Consider the following 24,146-nt stretch of genomic DNA (forward strand, 5'->3'; position numbering starts at 1 on the left):
TTTCTGTCCCAGGGCGGTGGCACCCTGAGGCGCATGAGCGACCTGACCTGGAACCCGCTGCTCCGCGAACAGCTCACCTGGCACTGGACCCACCAGTTGCGCGACCGCCTCGCCGGGCTGACCGACGACGAATACCTCTGGGAGCCGGTCCCCGGCTGCTGGAGCGTGCGCCCGCGCGGCGACGGCGGCATCCCGGCGATCGACTTCGCGATGCCGCAGCCCGATCCGCCGCCGTTCACCACCATCGCCTGGCGGCTCGCCCACGTCATCGTCGGCGTGCTCGCCGTGCGCAACGCGTCGCACTTCGGCCGCGCGCCGACCGACTACGGCTCGTTCCCCTACTCCCCGACCGCCGCCGGGGCGCTGGCGCAGCTCGACGAGGAGTACGCCGCCTGGACGGCGGGGGTCGAGGCGCTCGGCGAGGAGGGCCTGTCCCGCCCCTGCGGCCCGGCCGAAGGGCCGTTCGCCGACGTGCCGATGGCCACGCTGGTGCTGCACATCAACCGGGAGATGATCCACCACCTGTCCGAGGTGTGCCTGCTGCGCGACCTGTACCGCCACACCCCGGAGGCATCACGATAAATACAAGACATCTTGTACATCATGTCTTGTCGGTCTAGCCTGGCGGCATGACCGACGGAACCGGCAACCGGCGCGTGAGCGACCCGCGAGCCATGCGGGCACTGGCCCACCCCACCCGGCTGCGACTGCTCGGCGAGCTGCGCCTGCGCGGCCCGCAGACGGTCGGCATGCTGAGCGAGCGGACCGGCGAGGCGGTCGGCTCGGTCAGCTACCACGTCGGCAAGCTGGCCGAGCACGGCTTCGTCACCGGGGCGCCCGAGCTGGCCCGGGACCGGCGCGAGCGGTGGTGGCGGGCCGCGCACGCCACCACCGACTGGGATCCCCTCGAACTGCTCGACGACCCGGAGCGCCACCTCGCCGGCAACCTGCTGCGCCAGGCCGCCATGCAACGCTACGCGGACCGCTACCAGGCGTACCTGGACGCCGAGGCGAGCCTCGACCCGGCCTGGGTACGCGGCACCACCAGCAGCGACATGGTGCTGCGCCTCACGCCGGAGGAACTGGTCGAGCTGCGCGACGAGCTGTCCGCGCTGGGCCGGCGCTGGCAGGAGCGCGGCGCACCCGGCCGGCCCGGCGCCGAGATGGTCACGCTCATCTGGCAGGCGTACCGGGGGCCGCAGTGAACCGCGACCGCCGGCCCCTGGCCGGACTGCTGATCGGGCACGCCGTCTCGCTGACCGGCAACGTGCTCACGCTCATCGCGCTGCCGCTCTACGTGCTGGCCGAGACCGGCTCACCGGCCGCCACCGGGCTTGCCGGCGCGTTCGCCACCGCGCCGGTGGTGCTCGGCGGCGCGTTCGGCGGGGTGCTCGTCGACCGGATCGGCTACCGGCGCTCCAGCGTGCTCGCCGACGTGGTCTCCGGCGTGACCATCGCCGCCGTGCCCCTGTTGCACTCCACCGTCGGCCTGCCGTTCCCGGCCCTGCTGGCCCTCGTCTTCGTCAGCGGCCTGCTGGACACTCCGGGGCAGACCGCGCGCACCGCGCTGCTGCCGGAGGCCGCGGCGGCGGCCGGGGTGCCGATCGAGCGGGCGGCCGGGTGGGAGGACGCGACCTCGCGCGGCGCCCGGATGATCGGCGCACCCCTGGCCGGCCTGCTGGTCGGCGTGTTCGGGGCGGTGCCGGTGCTGGCGCTGGACGCGGTGACGTTCGCCGTGTCGGCCCTCGTGGTGACGCTGCTGGTCCCGCGCGGTCTGCGGCCGTCCGACGACGGGAGCGAGCCGGAGACCGGAGGCTACTGGCGGCAGTTCGCCGCCGGACTGCGCTTCCTGGTCCGCGAGCCGCTGCTGCGCGCCATGGTCCTGCTGGTGCTGGTGACCAACCTGTTCGACGCGGCCAAGAGCCAGGTGCTGCTGCCGGTGGTCGCCGAACGGGAACTCGGCGGGCCGGCCGCGTTCGGCCTGCTGGTCGGCGTCATGGGTGGCGGGGCGCTGGTCGGCTCGCTGGTGTTCAGCGCGATCGGTCACCGGCTGCCCCGCCGGGCCACGTTCGTCACCGCGTACGTGCTGTGCGGTGCCCCGCCACTGTGGGCGCTCGCCGCCGCGCCGCCGCTGCCGGTGGTGGCCGCCGTGGTGGCGGTGGCCGGGCTGGCCGCCGGCGCGCTCAATCCGCTGATGGGCGCGGTCCAGTTGGAGCGGGTGCCACCGGCCATGCGGGCCCGGGTGTACGGCGTGATCGGCGCGGGCGCATGGGCGGCCATGCCGGCCGGCGCGGTCGGCGCGGGATTCGCCGCGGACCGGTTCGGCCCGACGTCCACGCTCGTCGTGATGGGCGCCTGCTACCTGCTGGTCGTGCTCACTCCGCTGCTGGGCGGCCCGTGGCGGGACATGCGCCGGCCCACCGTGGTGCGGCAGCGCGAGCCCGAGCCGACGCCGGAGCCCCAGCGGGAAGCGCTCTCTTGACATCGACCGACTTCGTTCATACCTTCATCGAAGTCTATCTGTATGGTTTGTTAACCGTTGGGCGGGGCCGGCCGCCGCGACGGTGACGGCCACCATCCCCCGCAGGAGGCGCCCCGTGCGCACCATCCGTACCCTCGCCGCACTGGCGGCGACGGCGGTCGGCCTCACCGCCGCCCTCGCCCTCGTCCCCCACTCCCCCGCGATCGCCGCCCCCGGCGCGGTCACCTGGTCCGACGACTTCAACGGCCCGGCCGGCGCCGCCCCCGACGCGAGCAAGTGGCGCTACGACATCGGTGGCGGCGGCTGGGGCAACAACGAGCTGCAGTACTACACCAACAGCACCCGGAACGCCGCGCTGGACGGCAACGGCAACCTGGTCATCACCGCCCGCAGGGAGAACCCCGGCGGCTACAACTGCTGGTACGGCAACTGCCAGTACACCTCGGCCCGGCTGCTCACGAACGGCACGTTCGCCCAGGCGTACGGGCGGTTCGAGGCGCGCATCAAGGTCCCCCGTGGACAGGGACTGTGGCCCGCGTTCTGGATGCTCGGCAACGACATCGGCACGAACCCGTGGCCCGGCAGCGGCGAGATCGACATCATGGAGAACGTCGGCTACGCCCCGTCGACCGTCTGGGGCACGCTGCACGGCCCCGGCTACTCCGGCGGCAGCGGCGTTGGCGCGTCCACCTCGCTACCCGGCGGCCAGGCGCTCGCCGATGCCTTCCACACCTTCGCCGTGGACTGGGCGCCGGACTCGATCACCTGGTACCTCGACGGCGTCGCGTACTCCCGCAAGACGCCCGCCGACATCGGCGGCAACCGCTGGGTCTTCGACCACCCGTTCTTCATGATCATGAACGTGGCGGTCGGCGGCAACTGGCCCGGCTCGCCGGACGGCGGCACCACGTTCCCGCAGACCATGACCGTCGACTACGTCCGGGTGCAGGCCTGGGACAACGGCGGCGGAGGCACCGGCGGGCAGATCGTCGGGTACGGCGACAAGTGCGTCGACGTGGCGAGCGCCAACACCGCGAACGGCACCCCGGTGCAGCTCTGGACCTGCAACGGCACCGCCGCCCAGCGCTGGACCTGGAACGCCGACGGCTCGGTACGCGCGCTCGGCAAGTGCCTCGACGTGGCCGCCGGGTCGACAGCGAGCGGCGCCAAGGTGCAGCTCTACGATTGCAACGGCACCGGCGCGCAGAAGTGGGTGTTCAGCGCGGCCGGCGACATCGTCAACCCGCAGGCCAACAAGTGCCTGGACGCCACCGGTCCCAGCTCGGCCGACGGCACCCGGCTGCAGATCTGGGACTGCACCGGCGCCCCCAACCAGAAGTGGCGCCGCTGACCGGTGCCCCGACCCGGGGCGGGCGGCACCCCGCCCGCCCCGGCGCCCCCGCCCCTCCCTCTCTCCCCGCGATCTTGCACTTTCGGCCCGAGCGGCGCCCCGAATGCCCCATTCACCCGGGCACAAACTGCAAGATCATCGAGGCTGGCTGGCCGGGGCTGTGGTTCGCTAATGGCGTTGCGTTTCTCGGGGCGGGCTGGGATACCGTGAGGTCCGTTTCGCTGCCGCGAGACCAGGTCATCGATCTCCTGGAAGCGCGATCATGGATGAAGTGACCGGCGCGCCGGCGTCGATGGGCGGGTTCACGCCGGAACCGATCCCGACCGCGCGGCTGAATCTGCTGCCGCTGAGTGTCGAGCATGCCGAGGAGATGGCCGCCGTCCTCGCCGACCCGGCGCTGCACACCTTCATCGGCGGCGAGCCCGCGTCCCCCGCGGCGTTGCGGGCCCGCTACGAACGGCTTGTCGCCGGCTCACCCGACCCGGCCGAGTCGTGGTGCAACTGGGTCATCCGGCTCCGGGACGGCGGCCGGCTGGCCGGCTTCGTCCAGGCCACGGTCACCGAGCCACACGGGACCGTGACGGACGCCGCCACGGCGGGCGCGCGGGCGGTAGGACACCGGCACCTCGACGAGGCGGCACCGGCCACCGCGGGACCGGTCGCGGAGATCGCCTGGGTGGTGGGAACGCAGTGGCAGGGGCGCGGGATCGCCACCGAGGCCGCCCGTGGGATGGCCGGCTGGCTGGGGCGGCGCGGTGTGCGTACCCTCGTGGCCCACATCCATCCCGACCACCGCGCGTCGGCCGCGGTGGCCACGGCCTGCGGCCTGGCCCCCACCGACGTGTGGCACGACGGCGAGATCCGCTGGACCGGACCTGCCGCCCCGCCTCCCCCGCCTGCCCCGAGTTGACCAAGGAGTTCGTGCCGGAGACGACGTCCGATCCGGACACGAACTCCTTGATCGACGGGGCGGGCGAGGTCAGAAGGGGGCGTCCACGGACAGGCGGCGGACCTGGGTCAGGTAGGGGTCCAGCTCGCCCACCTCGAAGCGGCACGTGCCGATCACGTGCCAGAACTGGCCGCCCGGGTCACCGTCCAGCTTGTACCGGCCGTCCGGGCTGACCGCCGCCCACCCGTCCGGCAGCCCGATGAGCGTGGTCCGCAGCTGGGCGTGCTCCGGGTCGGCGACGTCCCACAGCCGTACCGTGCCGTCGTCACCGGCGCTGGCGAGCAGGCTGCTGTCCGGGCTGAAGTGCACCGACCAGACGCGTCGGGTGTGCGCGGCCAGCGTGCCGTGCAGGCGGCCGGTGACCGGATCCCACAGCCGGATCACCAGGTCGTCGCCGGCGGTGGCGAGCAGGTTGCCGTCCGGGCTGAACGCGCAGGACCAGAGGCGGCCGTCGTGTTCGGTGAGCACCAGGCGCCGCTCGCCGGTGACCGCGTCCCAGACCACCGCCGTGCCGTCGTTGCCGGCGCTGGCGAGCAGCGTGCCCTCGCTGTTGAAGCCGACCGAGTAGACCCGGTCGGTGTGGTGTTCCAAGGTGAGCCGGCAGGTGGCGGTGGCGGCGTCCCAGAGCCGTACCGTCTGGTCGTCGCAGCCGGTGGCGATGGTCTCGCCGTCGGGGCTGAACGCGACGGTGCGCACGCGCCCCCGGTGCGGGGTGAGCGTGGCGAAGTGCCGGCCGGTACGGCGGTACCAGAGGCGTACGGTGTCGTCGTCGTTCGCGGTCGCGAGGGCGTCGCCGTCGGGGCTGAACGCGACCGCCCAGACGTGGTCGGTGTCCACGTTCAGTTCGCGCTCGTCGGCGCCGGTGTCGGTGTTCCACAGGTGCACGCCGCCGTCGCCGCTGGGGGTGGCCACCAGCGGCTCCTCGGGGCAGAACACGACAGACAGCAGCCGGTCGGCCGGGCTGGCGAGCTGCCGCAGCAGGCGGCCGGTACGCGGCTCCCAGAGCCGGATCACGCCGTCGTTGCCACAGGCGGCCAGCACCTCGCCGTCGTCGCGGAACGACAGCGCGGTGACCTTGCGGCCGTGCCCGCGCAGCGTGTGCTGAAGCTGCCCGGTACGCACGTCCCACAGCCGGGTGGTGCCGTCGTTGCTGCTGGTCGCCACCTGGTTCTGGTCCGGCCGCCAGACCACCGGCCAGACCGAGCCGCGGTGCCGGGTCAGCTCGTGCCGCACCTGACCGTCGTCGGTGTCCCAGAGCTGGATCGCGCCGTCGCTGGCGGCGGTGGCGAGCAGGCTGCCGTCGCCGTTGAACCGGACGCTGTAGATCGCGCCCCGCTGCCGCCCCAGCACCCGGACCGGCCGGCCCGTCTCGGTCTCCCAGAGCCGCAACGCGCCGTGTGTGTCGCCGGTGGCCATCAGCGTGCCGTCCGGGTTGATGTCCAGGGCGTACACGTCGGCCTCGTGGCCGCGCGGCGCGCGCAGCAACTCCCCGTCGGCGGCCCGGCGGATCCAGACCCGGCCGTGCTGCCCGACGGCGGCCAGCAGCCGGCCGTCCGGCGAGTGCACCACCCGGTAGACCACCTCGGGCTCCTGCACCTCGAACGCCAGCTTGCCGGTGGGGATGTCCCAGCCGCGGACGGTGCCGGCACTGTCGGCGACCACCACCCGCCGCCCGTCCGGGCTGAACGAGGTGCCCCAGATCGGCGCGGCGTGGCCGGGCCACTCGTGGCGCAGCCGGGCGCCGCGGGTGTCGTAGAGCCGCACCACGCCCGCCGCGTCGCCGACCACCAGGCGGCCCCGGCGGCCGTCGGTGAGCAGCGGCCACACCCAGCCGGCGAAGACGTCCTCGATGACGTGCCGCACGTCGCCGTGGTCGGCGTCCCACAGCCGTACGGTCAGGTCGGCCGAGCCGGTGACGAGCTGGTGGGAGGCGGCGTCGTAGCGGACCGCGTACACCCGGGACCGGTGTCCCTGGAGCGTGCGCACCGGCAGCCCGGTGGCGGTGTCGCAGAGCAGCACGCCGCCGTCGTCGCTACCGACCGCCAGCACCGCGCCGTCGGGGCTGTACGCCACCGGCACCGGCAGCCGGCCCACCTCGAAGCCGTAGCCGACGCCCACGGCGGGCGGGGCCAGGCCCGGCGCAACCGGCCGGCCCGGCGCGACGACAGCGCCGCGCAGCTCCGGGGCGCGCAGCAGCGCCGCGTCGGCGCTGACGTCGATCAGCGCGGTGCGGTGCCAGCTGCTGCCCGCGGCCCGGGCGCCGCGCAGGTCGGTACGGAACAGCCGCGCACCGGCCAGCTCCGCGTCACGCAGGTCCGCCCCGGCCAGGCGGGCCTGGTCCAGGCGGGCGCCCCGCAGGCGGGCGTGTTCCAGCCGCGCCTCGGTCAGGTTGGTGGCGACCAGCCGCGCGTCGGTCAGGTCGGCTCCGGTCAGGTCGGCTCCGGCGAGTTCGCGGTGCGACAGGTCCTCGCCACGCAGCACCGCGCCACGCAGGTCGGCCCGGTCGGGCAGGCGCAGCCGGGCGGACAGCCGCAGCGCGTTGGCGCGCAGCGTCTCCCCGGCCGACTCGTCGCCGAGCACCCGGGCGGTCCACGCGGTGCAGCGGGCCGGGTCGGCGAGGTCGCCGAGGAACTCCACGGCGAGCGCGGACAGCGACCGTACGGCGAGCGCGGCCGGTTCCTCGCCCCTGTTGATCTGCTCGGCCACGCCCTCGGCGACGAGCCACTCCATCACCGAGGTGTGGATGAACCCGAACAGGCCGTCGTCGGTGCGGACGAGCAGGCTGCCCGCGCCGACGGCGTGCGCCGCCTGCGGGCCGGACAGCCGCGAGTCGGCCCGCCCGGCGAGCTGACCGGTGGACTCGGCCAGCTCGGCCAGACGCAGGTAGGCCTCGCCGCTCTCCCACAGCTGGAACGCCAGCCGGCTCACCGCCTGCCACAGCTCGGGCCGGCGCAGGCTCACCGGGGCGCCCGGGATGCCCTGGGTACGGCGCTCCTCGAAGTCCAGCCAGGACTCCAGGATCTCCCGGTACAACGCGGCGGCGCTGAACGTGCCGCCCGCACCGGCCACCGCTGCCAGCCGACCCTCGTCGAGGTTGGCGATGAAGCCGAGCATGCGCGGGTTGCGGGAGAGCCCGAGCAGGTCCTTCACGCCGGCGAGCAGGTCCATCCGCTCGCGGGCGGCCCGCTCGTCGCCGCCGTACCGGTTGCGCAGGAACGCCTCGATCTGCCCGGGGGTGAAGTCCTCCACCGCCAGCACGCGCCGGTGCGGCAGCAGGCCGACCCGCTCGCCGAGCGCGGTCAGCACCTGCGAGTTGGTCTTGAAGTGCTGGGTACGGCTGCTCACCACGATCTTCGCGTTGCCCTCGGCCGCCTGGAGAAGCGTCTCCAGGTGGTCGGCCGCCCGGTCGTACGTCACCCGGGCGACCAGCTCGTCGAACCCGTCGAACAGCAGCACGATGCGGCCCTGGCGCAGCATGTAGCGGAACGCCTTGAGGTCGATCACCTGCTCGCCGTGGTTGGCCAGGTGCGCGGCGACCAGGCCGTCCACGGAGTGCGCCTTGTCCAGCGCGCGCAGCTCGACCAGGATCGGGATCAGGTCGGGCGCGGCGGTGGGCAGCCGGCGGGCCACCTCCCGCAGGGCGAACGTCTTGCCCCGGCCGAAGTCGCCCAGCACCAGCACGAACCGGCCGTCCGGCGCGGAGACGGTCTCCAGCAGCTCGTCCACCACGTCGTCGCGCACGCGCTGGTCGGCGCCGACCAGGTGGCGGTAGCGCTGCGGCACGTACTGCCCGGGCGGGTAGAGCCGGTCGGCCTGGAGCCGGGCGGTCTGCGCCGCGACGTACTCGCGCAGGTCGAGCAGGCCCTGGAACTCGGTCAGGTGCAGCACGCGTACGCCCCGGCGCTGCGCCTCCTCGGCCAGCCCGCGCGGCACCCGGTCGCCGTCGTAGACCAGTTCGGAGGCGATGTCCGGGTCGGTGGCGTGGACCCGGCGGGCGAAGGCGTCCAGGTCGGCGGCGGTGGGGGTGCCCACGTGCGCGCCGACGCGCTGCTGGCGGACCACCCCGTCGGAGCGGTAGCTGATGTAGAGGTGCGGCGGGTCGGTGTCGACGCGGCGTACCACCACCCGGTCGTAGCGCGCCTCGCAGACCTCGGCGAGCCGGTCGAGCAGCCGCCGCACCGGGGCGACCGGCGCGGCGGCGGCCGCCGCACCCTGGGTGGCCCCCTCGACGGCGACCGGGCGGCGCGGGTCGGGCACCTGGGCCGGACCGGACGCGCCGAAGGTGGCCTCGGCGCGCGGCCAGGACACCGCGGTGACAGTGCCGCCGTCGAGCCGGTCGTCGCGGCCGAGCACCCAGCGGGTCATCCCGTCGACGCCGAGCCGCAGCACCTGCGCCCGGCCGTCGCGGGGCGCGGCGGCCAGCGGCACCACCGGGTCGACCCGGGCCGACGGCGCGGCGTCGGAGAGCAGCAGGTTGAGCATCGGGCCGACCAGCCGGTTCACCGAGCCCCGGTCGCGCAGCGACACCGGGTCCGGCGGCACCTCGTCGGCGTACGGGCTGCGCGCGCCGGGGGCGTGCGCCATCGCGCCCAGCCGCAGCCAGCCGGACTGCTGGTAGTGGCGCAGCCGCTGGGCGAACCAGCTGGACTGCGCCTCGCCGAGGAAGCCGTACCGGTCCTCCTCACGGTGGGTGATGGCGATGGTGGAGTTCAGCCCGGCCACCACCACGCGCAGGTCGGGCACCGGGAACAGCGTCCAGGGCTGCTCGCTGTCGAAGATCCGGTCGTCGAGGCCCTGGTAGAGGTCGTCGAACAGGCGCGCGTAGTGCCGCCACTTCGGCCAGAACGGCGGTTGCGGGTCGACGTCGTCGGCCTCGCAGGTGGCGAAGTACGCGCGGCAGGCCGCCATCGTCACGTCGCGCGGGCCGGGGACCACCACGAGGCGGTGCGGCTCCAGCCCGAGCAGCACCCGCAGGCCGGTGAGGAAGCTCAGCGCGTCGGAGAACTCGCGCGGGCTGCCCGACTCGGTGAGGTTGCCCGCGACGACGAGCAGGTCCGGCCGGGGCACGCCGTCGTTCATCAGCAGCGTGAGGTCCCCCATCAGGTGTTCCTGCACCTCGCCCGGGGTGACCGGCGCACCGGGCGTGATCACGCCCCGGCCGAAGCGTGGCCCGGCGACCTGGAGCACGGTGACGGTGTCCCGGGCGGTCGGTGGCGCCGCGGCGGCCGGCGGGAACGGTGGCGGGTTGATCGGGGTACGCCGGGCGCGGCGGGGCGCGGGCGCTCCGGTGGCGGGCGCGGCGAGCACCCCGTGCGGGTCGGCCGGGTGGTGCGGGAACGCCGGCTGCCGCATCGGCTTGGCCCGGCCGTCCAGCGCCTCCCGGATGCGGTCGAGCACCCGGTTGCGGGCCTGCGCCGGGTCGTCCACACCGACCAGGTCCACATAGGTGATGGTGGCGAGCAGGCCGTCGATCGGGCAGTCCTCGACGCGTACCGTGACGAGCTTGTTGCCGGTGCCGTCCGGGTCGGCGCGCAGCGCGGCCTGCCACTCCAGCTTGCCGTAGGTGGAGTGCAGGTAGCGTTCGGACAGCACCGCCACCACCACCTCGGCCTCGCGGACGCCGCGGTCCATGAAGTCGATGAAGTTGGTGCCGGCGACGAAGTCCCACGCCTGCAGCAGCGTGCGGTAGCCGGCGGCCTCGAACTCCCACGCCAGCCACGTCGCCCAGCGTTCGTCGGCCGGCGAGTAGCTGATGAAGAAATCGATGGGGCGGTCGGTCCGGGTGGGGTGCGCGCCTACAACCACATGGTCATTATGACCACCGACGGTCAACGGATCGACACCGTCGGCAGCTCGGATCGTGGCCGCGTCGGGCTCCTCCGCCCGCGCCGGCGTGTGCGAGGATCATCCCTCGTGGAGACCCCCGGCGATCCGCCGAACGCCGTGCCCGACCGCTCCCGCTGGGGCCGCCTGCACGTGCTGGACTGGATCGCGATCGGGCTGGCCGTGCTCGGGGTGGTGTGCGTGCTCACCGGGCTGCTGCCCCGCGCCGACGCCGAGGGCACGATGCGGCGGGTCGTCCCCATCCTGATCTTCCTCGGCACGGTGGTGGTGCTGGCCGAGCTCACCGCCGTGGCCGGGGTGTTCGACGCGCTCGCGACCCGGGTGGCGGTCACCGCGCGGGGCAGTTTCCGGGCGCTGTTCTGGCTCTGCGTCGGCTTCGCCTCGGTGACCACCATCGCGCTCAACCTGGACACCACGGCGGTGCTGCTCACGCCGGTGATGATCGCGCTGGCGCGGGCGCTGAACGTGCCGCCGACACCGCTGGCCATGACCACCGTGTGGCTGGCCAACACGGCGAGCCTGCTGCTGCCGGTGTCCAACCTGACGAACATCCTGGCCAGTGACCGGGTCGATCTGGCCCCGGTGCCGTGGGCGGCCCGGATGTGGTGGCCGCAACTGGTCGCTGTCGCGGTGACCGCGCTGCTGCTGTGGCGGTGGTACTGGCGTCCGGCGCGCGCCGGGGCCGACCCGTTCGTCCCGCCGCGGCCGTACGTGCCGCCGGACCGCGTGCTCTACCGCACCGCGCTCGCCGCCTGCCTGCTGTTCGTCGCCGGGATCCTCGCCGGGGTGGAGATCGGCGTCGCCTCCGGGGTGGCCGCCGCGATCCTGGTCGCGGGCTTCGCGGTCCGGGCCCGGCACCGGCTGCGGCTCGCGCTGGTGCCGTGGCGGCTGCTGGTGTTCGTGACCGGGTTGTTCCTGGTCGTGCAGACCATCGGGCGGCACGGTCTGGACACGGTGATGGGCACGCTGATCGGCACCGACCCGGGCGCGGAGGGGGCGCTGCGGGCGGGCGCGGTCGGCGCGCTGTTCAGCAACGCGGTGAACAACCTGCCCGCGTACCTGGCCGGCGAGGCGGTGATCGCCGTCGACCGGCACACCCAGTTGCTGGCACTGCTGATCGGCACGAACGTGGGCCCGCTGGCCACACCGTGGGCGTCGCTGGCCACCCTGATCTGGTACGAGCGCTGCCGTGCCGCCGGGGTGGCCGTGCCGCTGGGCCGGTTCGTGGCGACCAGCGCCGTGCTCGCCGTGCTCGCCACCACCGCCACCGTCACGGCGCTGCTTGTCGGACCCGGTGCCTAGGCTCCCGGGCATGAACGGAACGCCCGAGATCGTCAGCCGCTACTTCACCCTGGCCGGCCGGGCCGGCAAGGATCCCTACCTAGCGCTGTTCGCCGCCGACGCGGTGGTCGAGGACGAGGGACGCGCCCACCGCGGGATCGACGAGATCCGCGCCTGGCGCAGCGGCACGCCGCTGGTGTCGTACGAGATCACCGACGTCGAGCAGACGCCGGCCGGGACGGTGGTGACGGCGACGATCAGCGGCGACTTCCCCGGCAGCCCGTTCGCGGGCCTGCGGTTCCGGTTCGAGGAGTACGACGACACCCACATCCGCCGGCTGCGCATCGCACCCTGAGCCGGCGCGGAAAACCGCTACGGCCCGTCCCCGTCCGCTGGCTACCGTGCCCGCATGACCGCCGCGCCCACCCTGCACTTCTGCACCGGCCCGGAGGAGTTCCTCGCCGCCGCCGGGGCGTACCTGGCCGCCGACCCGGTGGTCAGCACCGTGGTCGCCACGATCGCGCAGCGGATGGCCGCCCGCCGCGCCGAGGGCGTCGCGCTGCCCGAGGACGACTGGTGGCTGGTGGTGCGGGACGCCTCCGGCGCGGTGGTAGGCGCCGCGATGCGTACCGCGCCGTTCCCGCCGCGCCCGCCGTTCCTGCTGCCGATGCCGCCGGAGGCCGCCGTGGCGCTGGCCCGCGCGTGGCACCGGCGCGGCGAGCGGGTCCGCGCGGTGAACGGCGCGCTGCCCGCCGCGCGCGCCTGCGCCGAGGAGGCTGCCCGTCTCGACGGCGGTCGGGTCGAGGTCGCCCAGCACACCCGGCTGCACCTGCTCGACCACCTGACGCCGCCCGCACCGGTGCCCGGCAGGGTGCGGACGGCCACCGTGGACGACATCGACCTGGTCACCGCGTGGTTCGGCGCGTTCATGGCCGACGCCGACGAGCAGGCGGGCCGCCCGCGCGGCGCGAGCGCGCACGAGACGCCCGACCGCGCCGAGTTGCTACGCCGCATCCGGGACGGGAGGGTCTGGTTCTGGACCGACGGGTCGGGCGTCCCGGTGCACCTGACCGCCGCCAACCCGCCGTCGTTCGGCGTGGCCCGCGTCGGGCCGGTCTACACGCCGCCGGAGCAGCGCGGACGCGGCTGGGCCGGCAACGCGGTCGCCGAGGTCAGCCGGCTGCTCACCGCCGAGGGCGCGCGGGTGTGCCTGTTCACCGACCAGGCCAACCCGGTGTCGAACCGGCTCTACGCCCGGCTCGGTTTCCGGCCGGTGGTCGACATGGCCAACCTGGTGCTGCCCGATTGAGCCCACCTGGCGCTGATCGACTGAGACGGCTCCGGGTCAGCCGGCGAGGCCGAGCGCGGCCAGCCGGCGCGGGTCGGCGATCACGTCCACGGCGGCGATCCGGCCGCCGGTGACGGTGAACGCCATCACCGACAGTGGGCGGTCCCCGGCGCTCACCAGCACCCCGGCGGCGCCGTTGACGAGCACCGGCCGGGCGTGCGGGAACAGCCGGCCGAACGTGGTGGCCTGCGCGGCCACAGTCGTCGCGCCGGTGAGCACGACCGTGTGCCGGGCCCGGGCGGTCCCGGCGTCGGAGCGCAGCACCACGGCCGGGTGCAGCACCGCGATCAGCGCGTCGAGGTCGCCGTCGCGGGCGGCGGCGAGGAAGGCGTCGACCACCGCCCGCTGCCGGGTCAGGTCGGGGTCGGGGGTGGGCGCCTGTCCGCGTACCCGGCGGCGGGCCCGGCTGGCGAGCTGCCGGGCCGCCGCCGGTGAGCGGTCGACGAGCGGGCCGATCTGGTCGAACGGCACCCCGAACATGTCGTGCAGCACGAACGCGAGCCGCTCGGCCGGGGTCAGCGTGTCCAGCACCACGAGCAGCGCCAGCCCCACCGAGTCGGCGAGCACCGCGGCGTGCGCCGGGTCGTCGGCGCCGGTGTCCACGACCGGGTCGGGCAGGCGTACGTCGAGCGGGTCCTCCCGGCGGGCGGCGCGGGACCGCAGCGTGTTCAGGCTGACCCGGGCGACCACTGTGGTCAGCCAGGCGTCCAGGTTGTCCACGGTGGCCGGGTCGGTACGGGCCAGCCGCAGCCAGGTCTCCTGCACCGCGTCCTCGGCGTCGGTGAGCGACCCGAGCAGCCGGTACGCCACCGCGCGCAGCCTCGGCCGCTCCCGCTCGAACCGTTCCGCCAGCCCGTGATCCATCACCTGAGCCTCCCCTCCCGCACGTCGTCTCGACCCGCCACGACCGACCGAGGTGACCGGAGGTGACCACCGTCACACCTGTCACGTCGACGGGTCGGCGCGGGTCGACGTGGCAGCACAGGCGACGGAAGGCGAGACGATGAACCCACAGATCCTGGTCACCGGCGGCACCGGCACGATCGGCCGGCACGTCGTACCGCTGCTGCGCGCCGCCGGGCATCCGGTACGGGTGCTCAGCCGGCGCGGCGGACGGTCCGGCGACGGCGTCACCCACGTGACCGCCGACCTGCTCACCGGCGCCGACCTCGGCCCCGCGCTGCGCGGGGTGTCCACGGTGCTGCACCTGGCCGGCGGCGCGAAGGGCGATGACCGCGCCACCGCCCACCTGGCCCGCGCCGCGCACCGGGCCGGTGTGGCGCACCTGGTGCACATCTCCGTGACCGGCGCCGACCGGGTGCCGCTGGCCTGGATCCGGTCCAAGCTCGACGCCGAGCGCGCGGTGACGGACTCCGGCGTCCCGTGGACGGTGCTGCGCGCCGCGCAGGCGCACGATTTGGTGCTGACCATGCTGGCGGCGATGACCCGGCTGCCGGTGGTGCCGGTGCCGGGCGGCCTGCGGTTGCAGCCGGTCGACGCCGCCGAGGTGGCGGCCCGGCTGGCCGAACTGACGCTTGGCGCACCGGCCGGGCTGGTGCCGGACCTGGCCGGGCCGGACACCCACGGCATCGGCGAACTGCTGGCCGGCTACCTGACCGCCACCGGGAAACACCGGGCGCGGCTGCCGGTACGCGTCCCCGGGCGAGCCGGCCGCGCGTACCGGGACGGCGCGAACCTCGCCCGGCCCGGTGCGGTGAGAGGCGTGCGGACCTGGGCCGACTTCCTGGCCGAGCGGGCGCCGTCGCGGCCGGTCACCTGACGCACCGCGGCACGTCAGGCGTCGGCGGCACGCGTGACGGGATGGAACTGCTCGAACATGACCTCGTATCCGTCCGGGTCGAGCCCGTAGAAGATCCGCGCCCAGCCCACGTCCTCCGGCTCCAGCGTCACCGGCAGCCCTTCGTCGCGCCACAGCGCGTACGTGGCGTACAGGTCGGCGGTGGGCACGGTGAGCACGACTCCGAGCCCGGGCGGCCCCGCCTTGACCTCGCGTTCCCGCTGCGCGTCGTGGTGCCCGTGGCGGTGCAGGTCGGACAGGATCAGCCAGGTGTGGCCGAACGTCAGGTAGCGCAGGTTCACCTGCTCGGTCTGTGGGATCTCCTTGAAGCCGAGTCGCAGGTAGAGCCGGTGGGAACGGTCCAGGTCACGCACCCGGAGCCCGAGCTTGAGTTGTCTGGCGGCCATCCGGCCGAGGCTAGCCGACCCGGCTCACCAGCCCACCGAACCGAGGCCGACCGGGGTGAGGCGGCGCACCTGCGGCTCGATCCACTGTGCCGCGGTGACCAGCTTGACCAGCCGGTCGATGGTCTCCGGTGGCCCGGCCACGAAGCTGCGCCGGTCCGCCGGGCAGCCGTACCTGTCGTCGAACGTGCCGCCGTCGAGCGCGCGGACCGCCATGCCGGCCTCGACGGCGAGCAGCATCCCGGCCGGCAGGTCGACCGCCTCGGGGCGGTAGCCGACGATGCCGTCGATGTCGCCGCGGGCCAGCATCACCCAGGACAGCAGCGGCGCCCACAGTTGCAGCACCCGGCGCGCGCTGGTGTCCAGCACCACCTTCAGCGCCCGGGCGGTGCTGTCGTCCCGGCGTACCTCGTGCCCCTGGGTCCAGGCCAGCACGGGCGCGGACGGCACCGGGCGGTGCGCGGCGCGCAGCGGCCGCGCGGCCGGGCCGGACGCGTGCACGAACGCGCCCCGGCCGCGCACCGCCGACCAGGTACGGCCGGCGACCGGGTCGTGCACCACGCCGAGCACCGGCGAGCCGTTGTCGCACAGGGCGATCCCGACCACGTACGCGGGCAGCCCGATCGCCACGTTGTTTGTGCCGTCGAGCGGGTCGACGAGCCACGCCCAGGTGGTGTCCGGGGCGTACTCGCCGCCCTCCTCGGCGATCACGCCGTGCTCCGGCCAGCGGGCCCGGATCCGGTCGACGATGAGCCGTTCGGCGGCCAGGTCGAGGTCTGTGACCAGGTCACCGGTGTCGTTCTTGGCCCGGGCGTGCACCTCCCCCCGGGTGCCCCGGCGCAGCAGCCGGCCCGCCGCCTGGGCGGCCTCCACCGCGAACCGGTGCGCCTCGCGCAGGTCGGGCCCGCCTCTGCTCGGCTCCACGTCCATGGCTCCTCCAGCCAGTCAGCCCCGTGCCACAAGTCGCGCGATCGCCCGCGCCATCCGCGCGGTCTCGGCCGCGTCGCATCGGTCCCGGCGTACCCGGTGGCTGTGCCCGTCCACCGCGCCGAGGCTCAGGTCGCACGTGCCGGGAGTGGTCCGGCCGAGCGCCACTGTCACCGCCGGTTCACCGGCGTCGACCTCCGAGGTGTGGAAGCCGCCGGCGCGCAGCGCGTACGAGTCGCCGGCCGAGTGCGTCTCCACAGTGGCGGTCATCGCGGTGACCAGCCGGTCGGTGGCGGCCATCTCGTCCACCTCGCCGAGGCTGCGCACTTCGTAGACCCGCCAGGACGGGTCGGCGGGCGCGTCGTCGACCTCGATCAGCTCGTTGCGGACGGTGCCGTGCAGCACGTGGCTGAGCAGGTCCCAGCTGTGCGAGTGCATGGTGGAGGTGGTCGGGCGCACCTGTGGCGGGTCGGCGGGCCAGGCGTGCACGCAGACACCGTCGGGGCCGTCGCGTTCGACCGGCAGGCAGGTGAAGCCGAGCGGGTGCCGGACCGCGCGCAGCGGGCGCCGCCCCTCGGCGACGTCGTCGAGCACGTCCAGCACCCAGCCGCGTAGGAGCTCCGGCCGGGTGCCCCGGTCGATCTCCCGTTCGAGGTCGGTGTAACTGGTCATGAGTAGGGGTTCCTCGCCTGGACGGCTTTGCCGATGATGTCGGCCACCTCGCGGTCGCCGAAGGAGCGGGGCAGCGTGAGGCCGAGCGCGGCGAACAACCGCCGTACCTGCTCGACCGACGGCTCGTCGTCGAGCTTGACCTGGGCCGCGGCCTCGATCGGCACGCGCCGGCTCTGCCGGCGGCTGTAGTCCAGCTCGATGTTGAAGCGGTTGTAGTAGACCTCGCCGCGGTCGATGCGCAGCGCGGGCGTCTGCGGGTTCTCCTGGGTGATGACGACGCAGGAGGAGGAGAGGTCGTAGCGGAACGTGGTCATCTGCGCGGAGAGCCGGACGTCGACGGTGAGCAGGCCGGAGCGTTGCAGGTGCCAGCAGGCGGCCAGCACCGTCGCGTAGGACTCCTTGCGGGTGCGGTCGACGGTCCACGGCTCGCCCGGCGCGTCCGGGTCGAGGCTGCGCCGGAACCGCGCGTACCGCTCGCAGACCTCCTCGTCGGTCGGGTCGATGATCTCGATCGCGACGGTGAGCGTGGCGTTGCGCCGCCGGGCGTGTTCCAGGCAGTCCGGCAGCGTGACCGCGCGCAGGAAGGTGCCGGTGCCGCCCTTGAAGCTCCACTGGTCGGTGTGCCGCCGCGCGTCGGCGAGCGCCTGCCCGACCTCGCTGCCGTGAAGAACCCGCACCATGGACACGCTGTCGATGGCCTCGCGGGCCCGGTTCAGCGCGCCTTCCGGGCCGGTGATCTCCTGCATCTGCGGCACCAGGTCGGTCAGCCGGTCGCGGGTGTCCGAGATGACCTGGCGGACCTCCCGCTCGGTGGTGCGCCGGCGCAGCCGGTCGCGCAGCATCGCCTGTGCGAGCAGACCCAGGACCAGCAGGATCGCGCTGTTCACCAGATCCTGGCTGACCGTGTTGGTGAGGCCGAGCACGGATACCGTGAGCGCCAGCACCAGGCCGATGAACGCGTCGAGATTGGTCACGACCCAGGCGAGCAGGCGCGTCATGACATCCCCCGGTCGACGACGGAACCTCCATGATAGCCCGCTGTCAATGTCGCCATCACACCCTGTTTCGGGCCGGTGACGCCCCGCCCTGCCGGCGGGCGGCGCAGATCAGGGAGCCGCCGAGCCCGGGCGCGGCGCGGGCCAGCCGGCGCGAGGCCACCCACCGCCCGCCGGGCAGCCGCCAGCCGACCTCGTTGGAACGCAGCGCCACCGGTGTGAATCCGGCCCGGCGCAGGGCGCGGCGCAGCAGCGAGGCGGTGAACGGACGGATGTGCAGCCACAGGTACGGGTGTAGCGGGTCGATCTGGCGTGGCGCCCGGCCGGCCAGGAACGCCAGCCGGTCCTGCACCGGCGCCAGGTTCGGGGTGGTGAGCACCAGCAGGCCACCGGGTGCCAGCACCCGGTGACACTCCCGCAGCAGCGCCAGCGGGTCGTACACGTGCTCGATCAGCTCCCCGGCGAGCAGCCCGGCGAAGCTGCCCGCCCGGAACGGCAGGCCCCGGGTGGCGTCCAGGCAGACCGGCAGCGCCCGCCCGCCGGCCGCCGCGCGGGCCGTGCCCAGCGCCGTCTCGGCCGCGTCGGCGAGCACCACCGGGCCGGGCAGCGTGGCCGGGTCGAGCATGCCGCGTGGCCCGCAGCCCAGCTCCAGCACCGGCCCGCGCCCGGTCACCCCCTCGGCGAGCAGCCGGGCCGCGACCGCGCGGCGCACCCTGTGGTACGGGTCGTCGACGTACCCGTCGACCTCGGCGCCGTCGTGGTAGCGGCGGTTGTTGGCGTGCCTGCCGTGCGCCTGCGCGCGGTGCGACGACGTCCCGGTCGGCGGCTCGGCCATCACCCCTCCACAGCGGACGCCGGCCCCGTCGGCGACGTCCGCCCCAAGCCTCGCACCGGTGGCGTCCGGTGGCGCGCATCCGGTCCGTGATGCGCGCGCCCGGCACGTCAGATCGCCCGTGCCCAGTCCAGCCGGGTGCTGTCGTCGTACTCGTCGCCGGGGATCCACCACTGCTCGCCGAAGCCACTGGTGGACACGATGATGTTGCCGCCGTCCGGGTACTCGTTCTCCGGCGGGATCGACAGCGCGGCGCAGTAGCGGCCGTCCGGGGAGAACACCGGCGACAGGTAGAACCGGGGCTCGTCGGTGAGCTTCTTCAGCCCGGTGCCGCCGATGCGCACCGACGCGAGCGACTGGTTGTAGACCTCGCGGTCCAGGTGCCAGCGGTTGGTGCAGAAGACGACGCGCCCGGAGTCGGGCATGAAGACCGGCGAGATGAACATCTCGCCCGCCACCGGCGTGTAGACGGGCCGCACCGTCCCGGTCGCGAGTTCCAGCACCCGCAGTTGCCAGCCCTGCGAACGGCTGCGCCACCGCACGACGATCATGGAGCCGTCCCGGGACCAGTCCGGGTCGGCCATGGAATGCCCCTCGACCAGCACGCGGGTGGCGCCGGTGACCACGTCCACAGCGATCAGCCGGTCGTTGTCCTGCCCGGTGACGAGCGCGATCTCGGTGCCGTCCGGCGACCACGTCGGCGCGCCGTAGCGGACACCGAACGGGTCGGCGAGCAGCGTGCGCTTCTGGCCGGTGACCCGGTCGTACACGGCCACGAACGGCTCCAGCGTGCCGTCGCCCGAGCGGGCCGTGTTGACCCAGGCCACGTGCCGGCCGTCCGGCGAGGACTTGGCGTGGTCCCCGTTCGGCAGCAGCTCGCGCGGCGTGGTGCGGCCCGGGTCGACCTGGAGCACACCCCAGCCGACGCTGACCAGCCACGACCCGTTCACCACGTCGGCGGCGGCCGGTGCGGCGGACGCGGCGTGGGGCGCGGCGGCCACCCCGGTCGCGGCGGCGAGCCCGGTCAGCGCGGCGGTACGCAGCAGGGCACGACGATTCAGTGCGGTCATTCGACAACCCCCGTGAGAGACGTGGCCCCCACCCTCCCGAGTGGATCGACGCACCGGAATCGGACGAGCGGCCGCTTCACGTTCGGCTACTCGTCCATCACCGCCGGTGAGCCCACCGGGGACCGGTACGCTCGCCCCGATGACCTCCGACGCGCTGCACCGCGCCCTCACCGAAGCGGGCGACCCGCCACTGCTCCCGCTCCCGGGCGTGGCGGTCGAGCTGCTGGACGCCCTCGCCGCCCCGCCGCGCCTCGGCGCGCACCTGCGGCTGGTGCACGACGTCGCCTGGCACCTGACGGCCGCGTTCGCCGACCGCTTCGGCGCGGTGCCGTTCGACAGGCAGGCGGTGCTGTTCGGCGCGGCGGTGCACGATCTCGGCAAGGTCGAGCACCCGGCCGAGCTGACCGGCCCCGGTTCGGCGCACGAGGAGGCCGGGTACCAGTTGCTGCTGCGTTTCGGCGTACCGGAGGAGCGGGCCCGCTTCGCCGTCACCCACGCCGCCTGGCACTCCCCCGGCGCGCAGCTGGAGGACCTGCTGGTCAGCCTGGCCGACAAGGTGTGGAAGGGCCGGCGCGTCACCGACCTGGAGCAGCTCGTGGTCGACCGGCTCGCCGGCATCACCGGCCAGGAGCGCTGGCAGACGTTCCTGGACCTCGACGACGTGCTCGCGGAGCTGGCCGCCGGCGCGGACCGCCGGCTGGCGTTCCAGGCCGAGCATCCGGTGTACGGCTGACGCCGGCCCCCAGGCGGCGACGAGTCCGGCACCGGCCGGAGGTCTTCCCAGTGTCAGTGTTCCGATCTCCGGGAGGAAGCATGAGCACCAGTGAAAGGCGCGGCCGGGTGCGGGCGTTCGTCACCGTCTCCCTGGACGGCTACGTCGCCGGCCCGGACGACCGGGCCGGCCAGGGGCTCGGTGTCGGCGGCGAACGGCTGCACCACTGGGTGATGGGCGGGCCGTGGACGTACGACACGCCGCGTGAGGCCGGCGCCGGCATGACCGACGAGGACCGGGCGTACTTCGACGAGCTGCTGGCGGGTGCCGGTGCCGCGCTGTGCGGCCGGGGCATGTACGACGCCGCCGGCGCCTGGGGCGGCCGGAACCCGTTCCAGGCCCCTCTGGTCGTGCTCACCCACCGCACCGCCGACCAGCCCGACCCGGACGCCGGTTTCCTCATGGTCGACGGGTTCGACGCGGCGCTGGCGGCGGCCCGGCGTACGGCCGGCGACGGCGCGGTGGTCATAGGCGGGGGCGCCGAGGTCATCCGGCAGGCGCTCGCGGCCGGCGTCGTCGACGAGCTGGGCCTGTCCACCGCGCCGGTGATCCTCGGCCGCGGGAAGCGGCTGTTCGAGGGCTTCGACCGGGACGTCGACCTGGAGATCCGCGCGGTGCACCACTCGCGGTACGCCGTACACGTCCGCTACGCCGTCGGGCGCCCAGCGAGGGGCACCGATTGACGTCGGCGGCGCTCAGCCGGTGACGGCGCGCCACGCCTGCTCGGTGGCGTCCCGCGTCCGCTCGGCGGACCGGCCGTCGCGGGCGGTGACCGTCACGACGAGCGTGTCCGCCCGCCGCCAGCAGGTGACAGACCCGTCGGCGCCACTGTGGCAGGTGGTCTCCGCGCCGGGTGCGGCAGTGCCTCCGCCGAGACGCGACTGCAACGCCCGCCCCACCGCCGCGATGCCCACCCGGTTGCCGTAGTACGCCTCGAGGGTCAGTGGCGGCGGAGTCGCCTCGCCGTACCCGTTGATCACCATGGCGAGACCCGGCGGATCGTCGACCAGGGCCGGTATGCGGTCCCTGCCGGCGTCTTGACGGGGCAGACCGGCCAGCTCGGCCGGCGCGGTGAGGCGGTCGATCACCACGGCGCCGGGGGCCGCCGGGTCGGGCTCTCCCGGCTGGCAGGCGGCGCCGGTCAGAGCGGCGGCCAGGACAAGGGCCGTCGGCCGGACCGCGCGACGGCGGTGTCCGGTCATGTCGTCCTCCCCAGGGTGGGCCGGAGCCGGGCGAGCATCCCGGACCGAGCCTATCGACAGCGACCCACGATCGGAACCGATTGACTTTCGATAGGTTCCGCGCGATAGTCGATGCATGCTTACGGCGCAACGCGCGGTGACACCACTCCGTGCCTTCCTGGTCCTGCTGTTCGCGATCCTGGTGCTGCTCCAGACCATGTCGCTGCCCGGGCAGTTCGCGCACATGGCGCGGGAGAACCCGGACATGGCGTACCTGCGGTGGCCCGCCACCGCGGTGACGATCTTCTGGGTGCTGTGCGTGCAGGTGGTGATCGTCTGCACCTGGCACCTGCTCACCCTGGTCAAGCGCGACCGCATCTTCACCGAGGCGTCCCTGGGCTGGGTCGACGGCATCGTCTGGGCGGTCGCCGCCGCCTGGGTGGTGCTCGTCGGCGTCTTCCTCTACGTCGGCTTCAACGCCGGCGACCCGGGGCTGCCGCTGCTGCTGTTCCTGCTGGTCACCGGCGTCAGCGTGCTGGGGCTGCTGATGGTGGTGCTGCGCGCGCTGCTGCGCCAGGCCACCACGCTGCGCACCGACATGGAAGCGGTGATCTGATGCCGATCGTCGTGCGCATCGACGTGGAGCTGGCCAAGCGCAAGATGAGCGTCGGCGAGTTCGCCGAGCGCGTCGGGCTCACCCCGGCGAACGTGGCGGTGCTCAAGAACGGCCGCGCCAAGGCCGTCCGGTTCAGCACCCTGGAGGCCATGTGCCGGGTGCTCGACTGCCAGCCCGGCGACCTGCTCGAATGGGTCCCCGACGAGGATGGGGCGCAACGATGAGACACCTGGCCGCCGCCGTGGCGCTGCTCGCCGTCGTGCTCGGCGTCGCCGGCTTCGTGTACGGGGAGGCCGACGACTCCCCCGGCCTCCAGCTCCTGTCCGCGCTGCTCGTCATCGGCGCGGTCGCCGTCGGCGTGCGCGTCGCCCGGCGTACCCGGTAGGGCCGGCGCCCCCTCGACGCCGGCCCTGCCGCTCAGCCCTTCACGCAGACGACCTGCTTGAGGTGGGCGACCACCTCGACCAGGTCCTCCTGCTGGGCCATCACCTCGGTGATGTCCTTGTACGCGCCGGGGATCTCGTCGACCACACCGGCGTCCTTGCGGCACTCCACCCCGGCGGTCTGCGCGGCCAGATCCGCAGTGCTGTACGTCCGCTTCGCCTGCCCCCGCGACATCCGCCGCCCGGCGCCGTGCGACGCCGAGCAGTACGCGTCGACGTTGCCCTTGCCGCGCACGATGTACGACCCGGTGCCCATCGAGCCGGGAATGATGCCCAGGTCCCCCTTACCGGCCCGGATCGCGCCCTTGCGGGTCACCAGCACGTCCACCCCGTCGTAGCTCTCCTCCGCCACGTAGTTGTGGTGGCAGGAGATCGGCTCGTCGTAGCCGACGTGCGGGAACGCAACCCGGACCACCTGGCTCAGCAGAGCGAGCATGACCGCCCGGTTGCGCCGGGCGTACTCCTGCGCCCACCACAGGTCCCGCCGGTACGCCTCCATCTCGGGCGTGCCGGCGAGGAACACCGCGAGGTCCCGGTCCGGCAGGTCGGTGTTGTGCGGCAGGCCGCGCGCCACCGCCATGTGCCGCTCGGCCAGCTCCTTGCCGATGTTGCGGGAACCGGAGTGCAGCATCAGCCAGACCCGGCCGTCGTCCGGGCCGCCCTGCTCCAGGCAGACCTCGATGAAGTGGTTGCCGCCGCCGAGCGTGCCGAGCTGCCGCTGCGCCCGCGTCTGGAGCTGGGCCACCTTCCGGTCCAGCGTGCCGAACCGCCGCCAGAAGTCGTCCCAGCCCGACTGCTCCAGCCCTCGGATCCGGCGCGGGTCGACAGCGTCGTCACGCATCGCGAAGCCGACCGGGATGGCCGCCTCGATCGCCGAGCGCAGCGGCGCGAGGTCGTCGGGCAGGTCGGCGGCGGTCAGCGAGGTCCGTACCGCCGACATGCCGCAACCGATGTCCACGCCGACCGCGGCCGGCGACACGGCCTGCCGCATCGCGATCACCGAGCCGACCGTGGCGCCCTTGCCGAAGTGCACGTCCGGCATCACCGCGACACCCTGCACCCACGGCAGCGCGCCGATGTTGCGCAGCTGCCGGGCCGCCTGCGCCTCGATCGTGTACGGGTCGGTCCAGACCCGGACCGGCGCCCGGGTACCGGCCAGCGGGGTGAAACCCATCGTCGTC

Annotated in this window: 24 protein-coding genes; 14 read left to right on the plus strand and 10 right to left on the minus strand. The window is 74.2% G+C overall.

Going from position 1 to position 24,146, the window contains the following annotated elements; all coding sequences use genetic code 11:
- Window positions 1–33: 33 nt before the first annotated feature.
- The 5 genes from AB0D28_RS22770 (at window position 34) to AB0D28_RS22790 (ending at window position 4,743) form a co-directional block, all read left to right on the plus strand.
- The gene (locus AB0D28_RS22770) at window positions 34–582 is read left to right on the plus strand and encodes a DinB family protein (RefSeq protein ID WP_357388709.1); all 549 of its coding nucleotides are present in this window, start codon (window positions 34–36) and stop codon (window positions 580–582) included.
- Window positions 583–629: 47 nt separating this feature from the next.
- A complete protein-coding gene (locus AB0D28_RS22775) occupies window positions 630–1,205 on the plus strand; it encodes a helix-turn-helix domain-containing protein (protein WP_357388711.1) in 576 nt (191 codons plus the stop codon).
- Window positions 1,202–2,482 carry an MFS transporter gene (locus tag AB0D28_RS22780; protein WP_357388713.1) on the plus strand — a complete coding sequence of 427 codons (1,281 nt, stop codon included), beginning with the start codon at window positions 1,202–1,204 and terminating at the stop codon, window positions 2,480–2,482. Before AB0D28_RS22775 ends, AB0D28_RS22780 begins: the two co-directional genes overlap by 4 nt.
- 115 nt (window positions 2,483–2,597) lie before the next feature.
- Window positions 2,598–3,833, plus strand: coding sequence for a family 16 glycosylhydrolase (locus tag AB0D28_RS22785; RefSeq protein ID WP_357388715.1), 1,236 nt, complete (start codon window positions 2,598–2,600; stop codon window positions 3,831–3,833).
- Window positions 3,834–4,095: 262 nt separating this feature from the next.
- Window positions 4,096–4,743 carry a GNAT family N-acetyltransferase gene (locus AB0D28_RS22790; protein ID WP_357388717.1) on the plus strand — a complete coding sequence of 216 codons (648 nt, stop codon included), beginning with the start codon at window positions 4,096–4,098 and terminating at the stop codon, window positions 4,741–4,743.
- A 69-nt stretch (window positions 4,744–4,812) separates the two neighbouring features.
- On the opposite strand, the gene AB0D28_RS22795 is transcribed toward AB0D28_RS22790, so the two are convergent.
- A complete protein-coding gene (locus tag AB0D28_RS22795; RefSeq protein WP_357388719.1) occupies window positions 4,813–10,587 on the minus strand; it encodes a TIR domain-containing protein in 5,775 nt (1,924 codons plus the stop codon).
- Between the two features lie 108 nt (window positions 10,588–10,695).
- On the opposite strand from AB0D28_RS22795, the gene AB0D28_RS22800 reads away from it, so the two are divergent.
- Genes AB0D28_RS22800 through AB0D28_RS22810 form a run of 3 tightly spaced genes read left to right on the plus strand, consistent with a single transcriptional unit; the run spans window position 10,696 to window position 13,216 of the window.
- Window positions 10,696–11,928 carry an SLC13 family permease gene (locus AB0D28_RS22800; protein WP_357388721.1) on the plus strand — a complete coding sequence of 411 codons (1,233 nt, stop codon included), beginning with the start codon at window positions 10,696–10,698 and terminating at the stop codon, window positions 11,926–11,928.
- Window positions 11,929–11,938: 10 nt separating this feature from the next.
- Window positions 11,939–12,262: a nuclear transport factor 2 family protein gene (locus tag AB0D28_RS22805; RefSeq protein ID WP_357388723.1), complete on the plus strand. Its 324-nt coding sequence runs from the start codon at window positions 11,939–11,941 to the stop codon at window positions 12,260–12,262.
- Window positions 12,263–12,316: 54 nt separating this feature from the next.
- A complete protein-coding gene (locus AB0D28_RS22810) occupies window positions 12,317–13,216 on the plus strand; it encodes a GNAT family N-acetyltransferase (protein ID WP_357388725.1) in 900 nt (299 codons plus the stop codon).
- 36 nt (window positions 13,217–13,252) lie between these two features.
- Here the strand turns inward: AB0D28_RS22810 and sigJ are convergent, their stop codons facing one another.
- Window positions 13,253–14,119: an RNA polymerase sigma factor SigJ gene (sigJ, locus tag AB0D28_RS22815; RefSeq protein ID WP_357388727.1), complete on the minus strand. Its 867-nt coding sequence runs from the start codon at window positions 14,117–14,119 to the stop codon at window positions 13,253–13,255.
- A gap of 139 nt (window positions 14,120–14,258) precedes the next feature.
- Here sigJ and AB0D28_RS22820 point away from each other — a divergent pair, with 139 nt between their 5' ends.
- Window positions 14,259–15,035: an SDR family oxidoreductase gene (locus AB0D28_RS22820; protein ID WP_357388729.1), complete on the plus strand. Its 777-nt coding sequence runs from the start codon at window positions 14,259–14,261 to the stop codon at window positions 15,033–15,035.
- A gap of 14 nt (window positions 15,036–15,049) precedes the next feature.
- On the opposite strand, the gene AB0D28_RS22825 is transcribed toward AB0D28_RS22820, so the two are convergent.
- From AB0D28_RS22825 to AB0D28_RS22850, 6 genes are all read right to left on the minus strand, one after another.
- Window positions 15,050–15,460, minus strand: a complete 411-nt coding sequence (locus AB0D28_RS22825) for a VOC family protein (protein ID WP_357388731.1) — start codon at window positions 15,458–15,460, stop codon at window positions 15,050–15,052.
- Between the two features lie 24 nt (window positions 15,461–15,484).
- Window positions 15,485–16,387 (minus strand): inositol monophosphatase family protein, encoded by a 903-nt coding sequence (locus tag AB0D28_RS22830; RefSeq protein WP_357388733.1) that lies wholly within the window; start codon window positions 16,385–16,387, stop codon window positions 15,485–15,487.
- Between the two features lie 15 nt (window positions 16,388–16,402).
- A complete protein-coding gene (locus AB0D28_RS22835; RefSeq protein WP_073828531.1) occupies window positions 16,403–17,056 on the minus strand; it encodes a hypothetical protein in 654 nt (217 codons plus the stop codon).
- Window positions 17,053–18,054, minus strand: coding sequence for a hypothetical protein (locus AB0D28_RS22840; RefSeq protein WP_357388735.1), 1,002 nt, complete (start codon window positions 18,052–18,054; stop codon window positions 17,053–17,055). Before AB0D28_RS22840 ends, AB0D28_RS22835 begins: the two co-directional genes overlap by 4 nt.
- 55 nt (window positions 18,055–18,109) lie before the next feature.
- The gene (locus tag AB0D28_RS22845; protein WP_357388737.1) at window positions 18,110–18,886 is read right to left on the minus strand and encodes a class I SAM-dependent methyltransferase; all 777 of its coding nucleotides are present in this window, start codon (window positions 18,884–18,886) and stop codon (window positions 18,110–18,112) included.
- 107 nt (window positions 18,887–18,993) lie between these two features.
- The gene (locus tag AB0D28_RS22850) at window positions 18,994–19,953 is read right to left on the minus strand and encodes an LpqB family beta-propeller domain-containing protein (protein WP_357388739.1); all 960 of its coding nucleotides are present in this window, start codon (window positions 19,951–19,953) and stop codon (window positions 18,994–18,996) included.
- Between the two features lie 139 nt (window positions 19,954–20,092).
- Here AB0D28_RS22850 and AB0D28_RS22855 point away from each other — a divergent pair, with 139 nt between their 5' ends.
- The gene (locus tag AB0D28_RS22855; protein ID WP_357388741.1) at window positions 20,093–20,686 is read left to right on the plus strand and encodes an HD domain-containing protein; all 594 of its coding nucleotides are present in this window, start codon (window positions 20,093–20,095) and stop codon (window positions 20,684–20,686) included.
- An 80-nt stretch (window positions 20,687–20,766) separates the two neighbouring features.
- On the plus strand, window positions 20,767–21,408 hold the full coding sequence (locus tag AB0D28_RS22860; RefSeq protein ID WP_357388743.1) for a dihydrofolate reductase family protein: 642 nt from the start codon (window positions 20,767–20,769) through the stop codon (window positions 21,406–21,408).
- A gap of 12 nt (window positions 21,409–21,420) precedes the next feature.
- On the opposite strand, the gene AB0D28_RS22865 is transcribed toward AB0D28_RS22860, so the two are convergent.
- The gene (locus tag AB0D28_RS22865) at window positions 21,421–21,927 is read right to left on the minus strand and encodes a hypothetical protein (protein ID WP_355508833.1); all 507 of its coding nucleotides are present in this window, start codon (window positions 21,925–21,927) and stop codon (window positions 21,421–21,423) included.
- Window positions 21,928–22,042: 115 nt separating this feature from the next.
- Between AB0D28_RS22865 and AB0D28_RS22870 the strand changes: the two genes are divergently transcribed.
- Genes AB0D28_RS22870 through AB0D28_RS22880 form a run of 3 tightly spaced genes read left to right on the plus strand, consistent with a single transcriptional unit; the run spans window position 22,043 to window position 22,907 of the window.
- Window positions 22,043–22,522, plus strand: a complete 480-nt coding sequence (locus AB0D28_RS22870) for a DUF2975 domain-containing protein (protein WP_357388745.1) — start codon at window positions 22,043–22,045, stop codon at window positions 22,520–22,522.
- A complete protein-coding gene (locus tag AB0D28_RS22875; protein ID WP_357388747.1) occupies window positions 22,522–22,746 on the plus strand; it encodes a helix-turn-helix transcriptional regulator in 225 nt (74 codons plus the stop codon). Before AB0D28_RS22870 ends, AB0D28_RS22875 begins: the two co-directional genes overlap by 1 nt.
- Entirely contained in the window at window positions 22,743–22,907 is a 165-nt protein-coding gene (locus tag AB0D28_RS22880; protein WP_357388749.1) for a hypothetical protein, read from the plus strand. The genes AB0D28_RS22875 and AB0D28_RS22880 overlap by 4 nt, the downstream gene beginning before the upstream one ends.
- A 32-nt stretch (window positions 22,908–22,939) precedes the next feature.
- Here the strand turns inward: AB0D28_RS22880 and AB0D28_RS22885 are convergent, their stop codons facing one another.
- Window positions 22,940–24,139 (minus strand): RtcB family protein, encoded by a 1,200-nt coding sequence (locus tag AB0D28_RS22885; RefSeq protein ID WP_357388751.1) that lies wholly within the window; start codon window positions 24,137–24,139, stop codon window positions 22,940–22,942.
- Between the last annotated feature and the right edge of the window lie 7 nt (window positions 24,140–24,146).

Origin of the sequence: Micromonospora sp. NPDC048169, from assembly GCF_040652815.1 — a bacterium.
In the GTDB taxonomy this organism is placed as follows: Bacteria; Actinomycetota; Actinomycetes; order Mycobacteriales; family Micromonosporaceae; genus Micromonospora.

What these genes read in the sequence shown, in the direction of transcription:
- AB0D28_RS22770 (WP_357388709.1), top strand. Translation starts at nt 34, where the DNA reads ATGAGCGACCTGACCTGGAACCCGCTGCTCCGCGAACAGCTCACCTGG.
- AB0D28_RS22775 (WP_357388711.1), top strand. Translation starts at nt 630, where the DNA reads ATGACCGACGGAACCGGCAACCGGCGCGTGAGCGACCCGCGAGCCATG.
- AB0D28_RS22790 (WP_357388717.1), top strand. Translation starts at nt 4,096, where the DNA reads ATGGATGAAGTGACCGGCGCGCCGGCGTCGATGGGCGGGTTCACGCCG.
- AB0D28_RS22805 (WP_357388723.1), top strand. Translation starts at nt 11,939, where the DNA reads ATGAACGGAACGCCCGAGATCGTCAGCCGCTACTTCACCCTGGCCGGC.
- AB0D28_RS22810 (WP_357388725.1), top strand. Translation starts at nt 12,317, where the DNA reads ATGACCGCCGCGCCCACCCTGCACTTCTGCACCGGCCCGGAGGAGTTC.
- sigJ (WP_357388727.1), bottom strand. Translation starts at nt 14,119, where the DNA reads ATGGATCACGGGCTGGCGGAACGGTTCGAGCGGGAGCGGCCGAGGCTG.
- AB0D28_RS22820 (WP_357388729.1), top strand. Translation starts at nt 14,259, where the DNA reads ATGAACCCACAGATCCTGGTCACCGGCGGCACCGGCACGATCGGCCGG.
- AB0D28_RS22825 (WP_357388731.1), bottom strand. Translation starts at nt 15,460, where the DNA reads ATGGCCGCCAGACAACTCAAGCTCGGGCTCCGGGTGCGTGACCTGGAC.
- AB0D28_RS22830 (WP_357388733.1), bottom strand. Translation starts at nt 16,387, where the DNA reads ATGGACGTGGAGCCGAGCAGAGGCGGGCCCGACCTGCGCGAGGCGCAC.
- AB0D28_RS22835 (WP_073828531.1), bottom strand. Translation starts at nt 17,056, where the DNA reads ATGACCAGTTACACCGACCTCGAACGGGAGATCGACCGGGGCACCCGG.
- AB0D28_RS22840 (WP_357388735.1), bottom strand. Translation starts at nt 18,054, where the DNA reads ATGACGCGCCTGCTCGCCTGGGTCGTGACCAATCTCGACGCGTTCATC.
- AB0D28_RS22845 (WP_357388737.1), bottom strand. Translation starts at nt 18,886, where the DNA reads ATGGCCGAGCCGCCGACCGGGACGTCGTCGCACCGCGCGCAGGCGCAC.
- AB0D28_RS22850 (WP_357388739.1), bottom strand. Translation starts at nt 19,953, where the DNA reads ATGACCGCACTGAATCGTCGTGCCCTGCTGCGTACCGCCGCGCTGACC.
- AB0D28_RS22855 (WP_357388741.1), top strand. Translation starts at nt 20,093, where the DNA reads ATGACCTCCGACGCGCTGCACCGCGCCCTCACCGAAGCGGGCGACCCG.
- AB0D28_RS22860 (WP_357388743.1), top strand. Translation starts at nt 20,767, where the DNA reads ATGAGCACCAGTGAAAGGCGCGGCCGGGTGCGGGCGTTCGTCACCGTC.
- AB0D28_RS22865 (WP_355508833.1), bottom strand. Translation starts at nt 21,927, where the DNA reads ATGACCGGACACCGCCGTCGCGCGGTCCGGCCGACGGCCCTTGTCCTG.
- AB0D28_RS22870 (WP_357388745.1), top strand. Translation starts at nt 22,043, where the DNA reads ATGCTTACGGCGCAACGCGCGGTGACACCACTCCGTGCCTTCCTGGTC.
- AB0D28_RS22875 (WP_357388747.1), top strand. Translation starts at nt 22,522, where the DNA reads ATGCCGATCGTCGTGCGCATCGACGTGGAGCTGGCCAAGCGCAAGATG.
- AB0D28_RS22880 (WP_357388749.1), top strand. Translation starts at nt 22,743, where the DNA reads ATGAGACACCTGGCCGCCGCCGTGGCGCTGCTCGCCGTCGTGCTCGGC.
- AB0D28_RS22885 (WP_357388751.1), bottom strand. Translation starts at nt 24,139, where the DNA reads ATGGGTTTCACCCCGCTGGCCGGTACCCGGGCGCCGGTCCGGGTCTGG.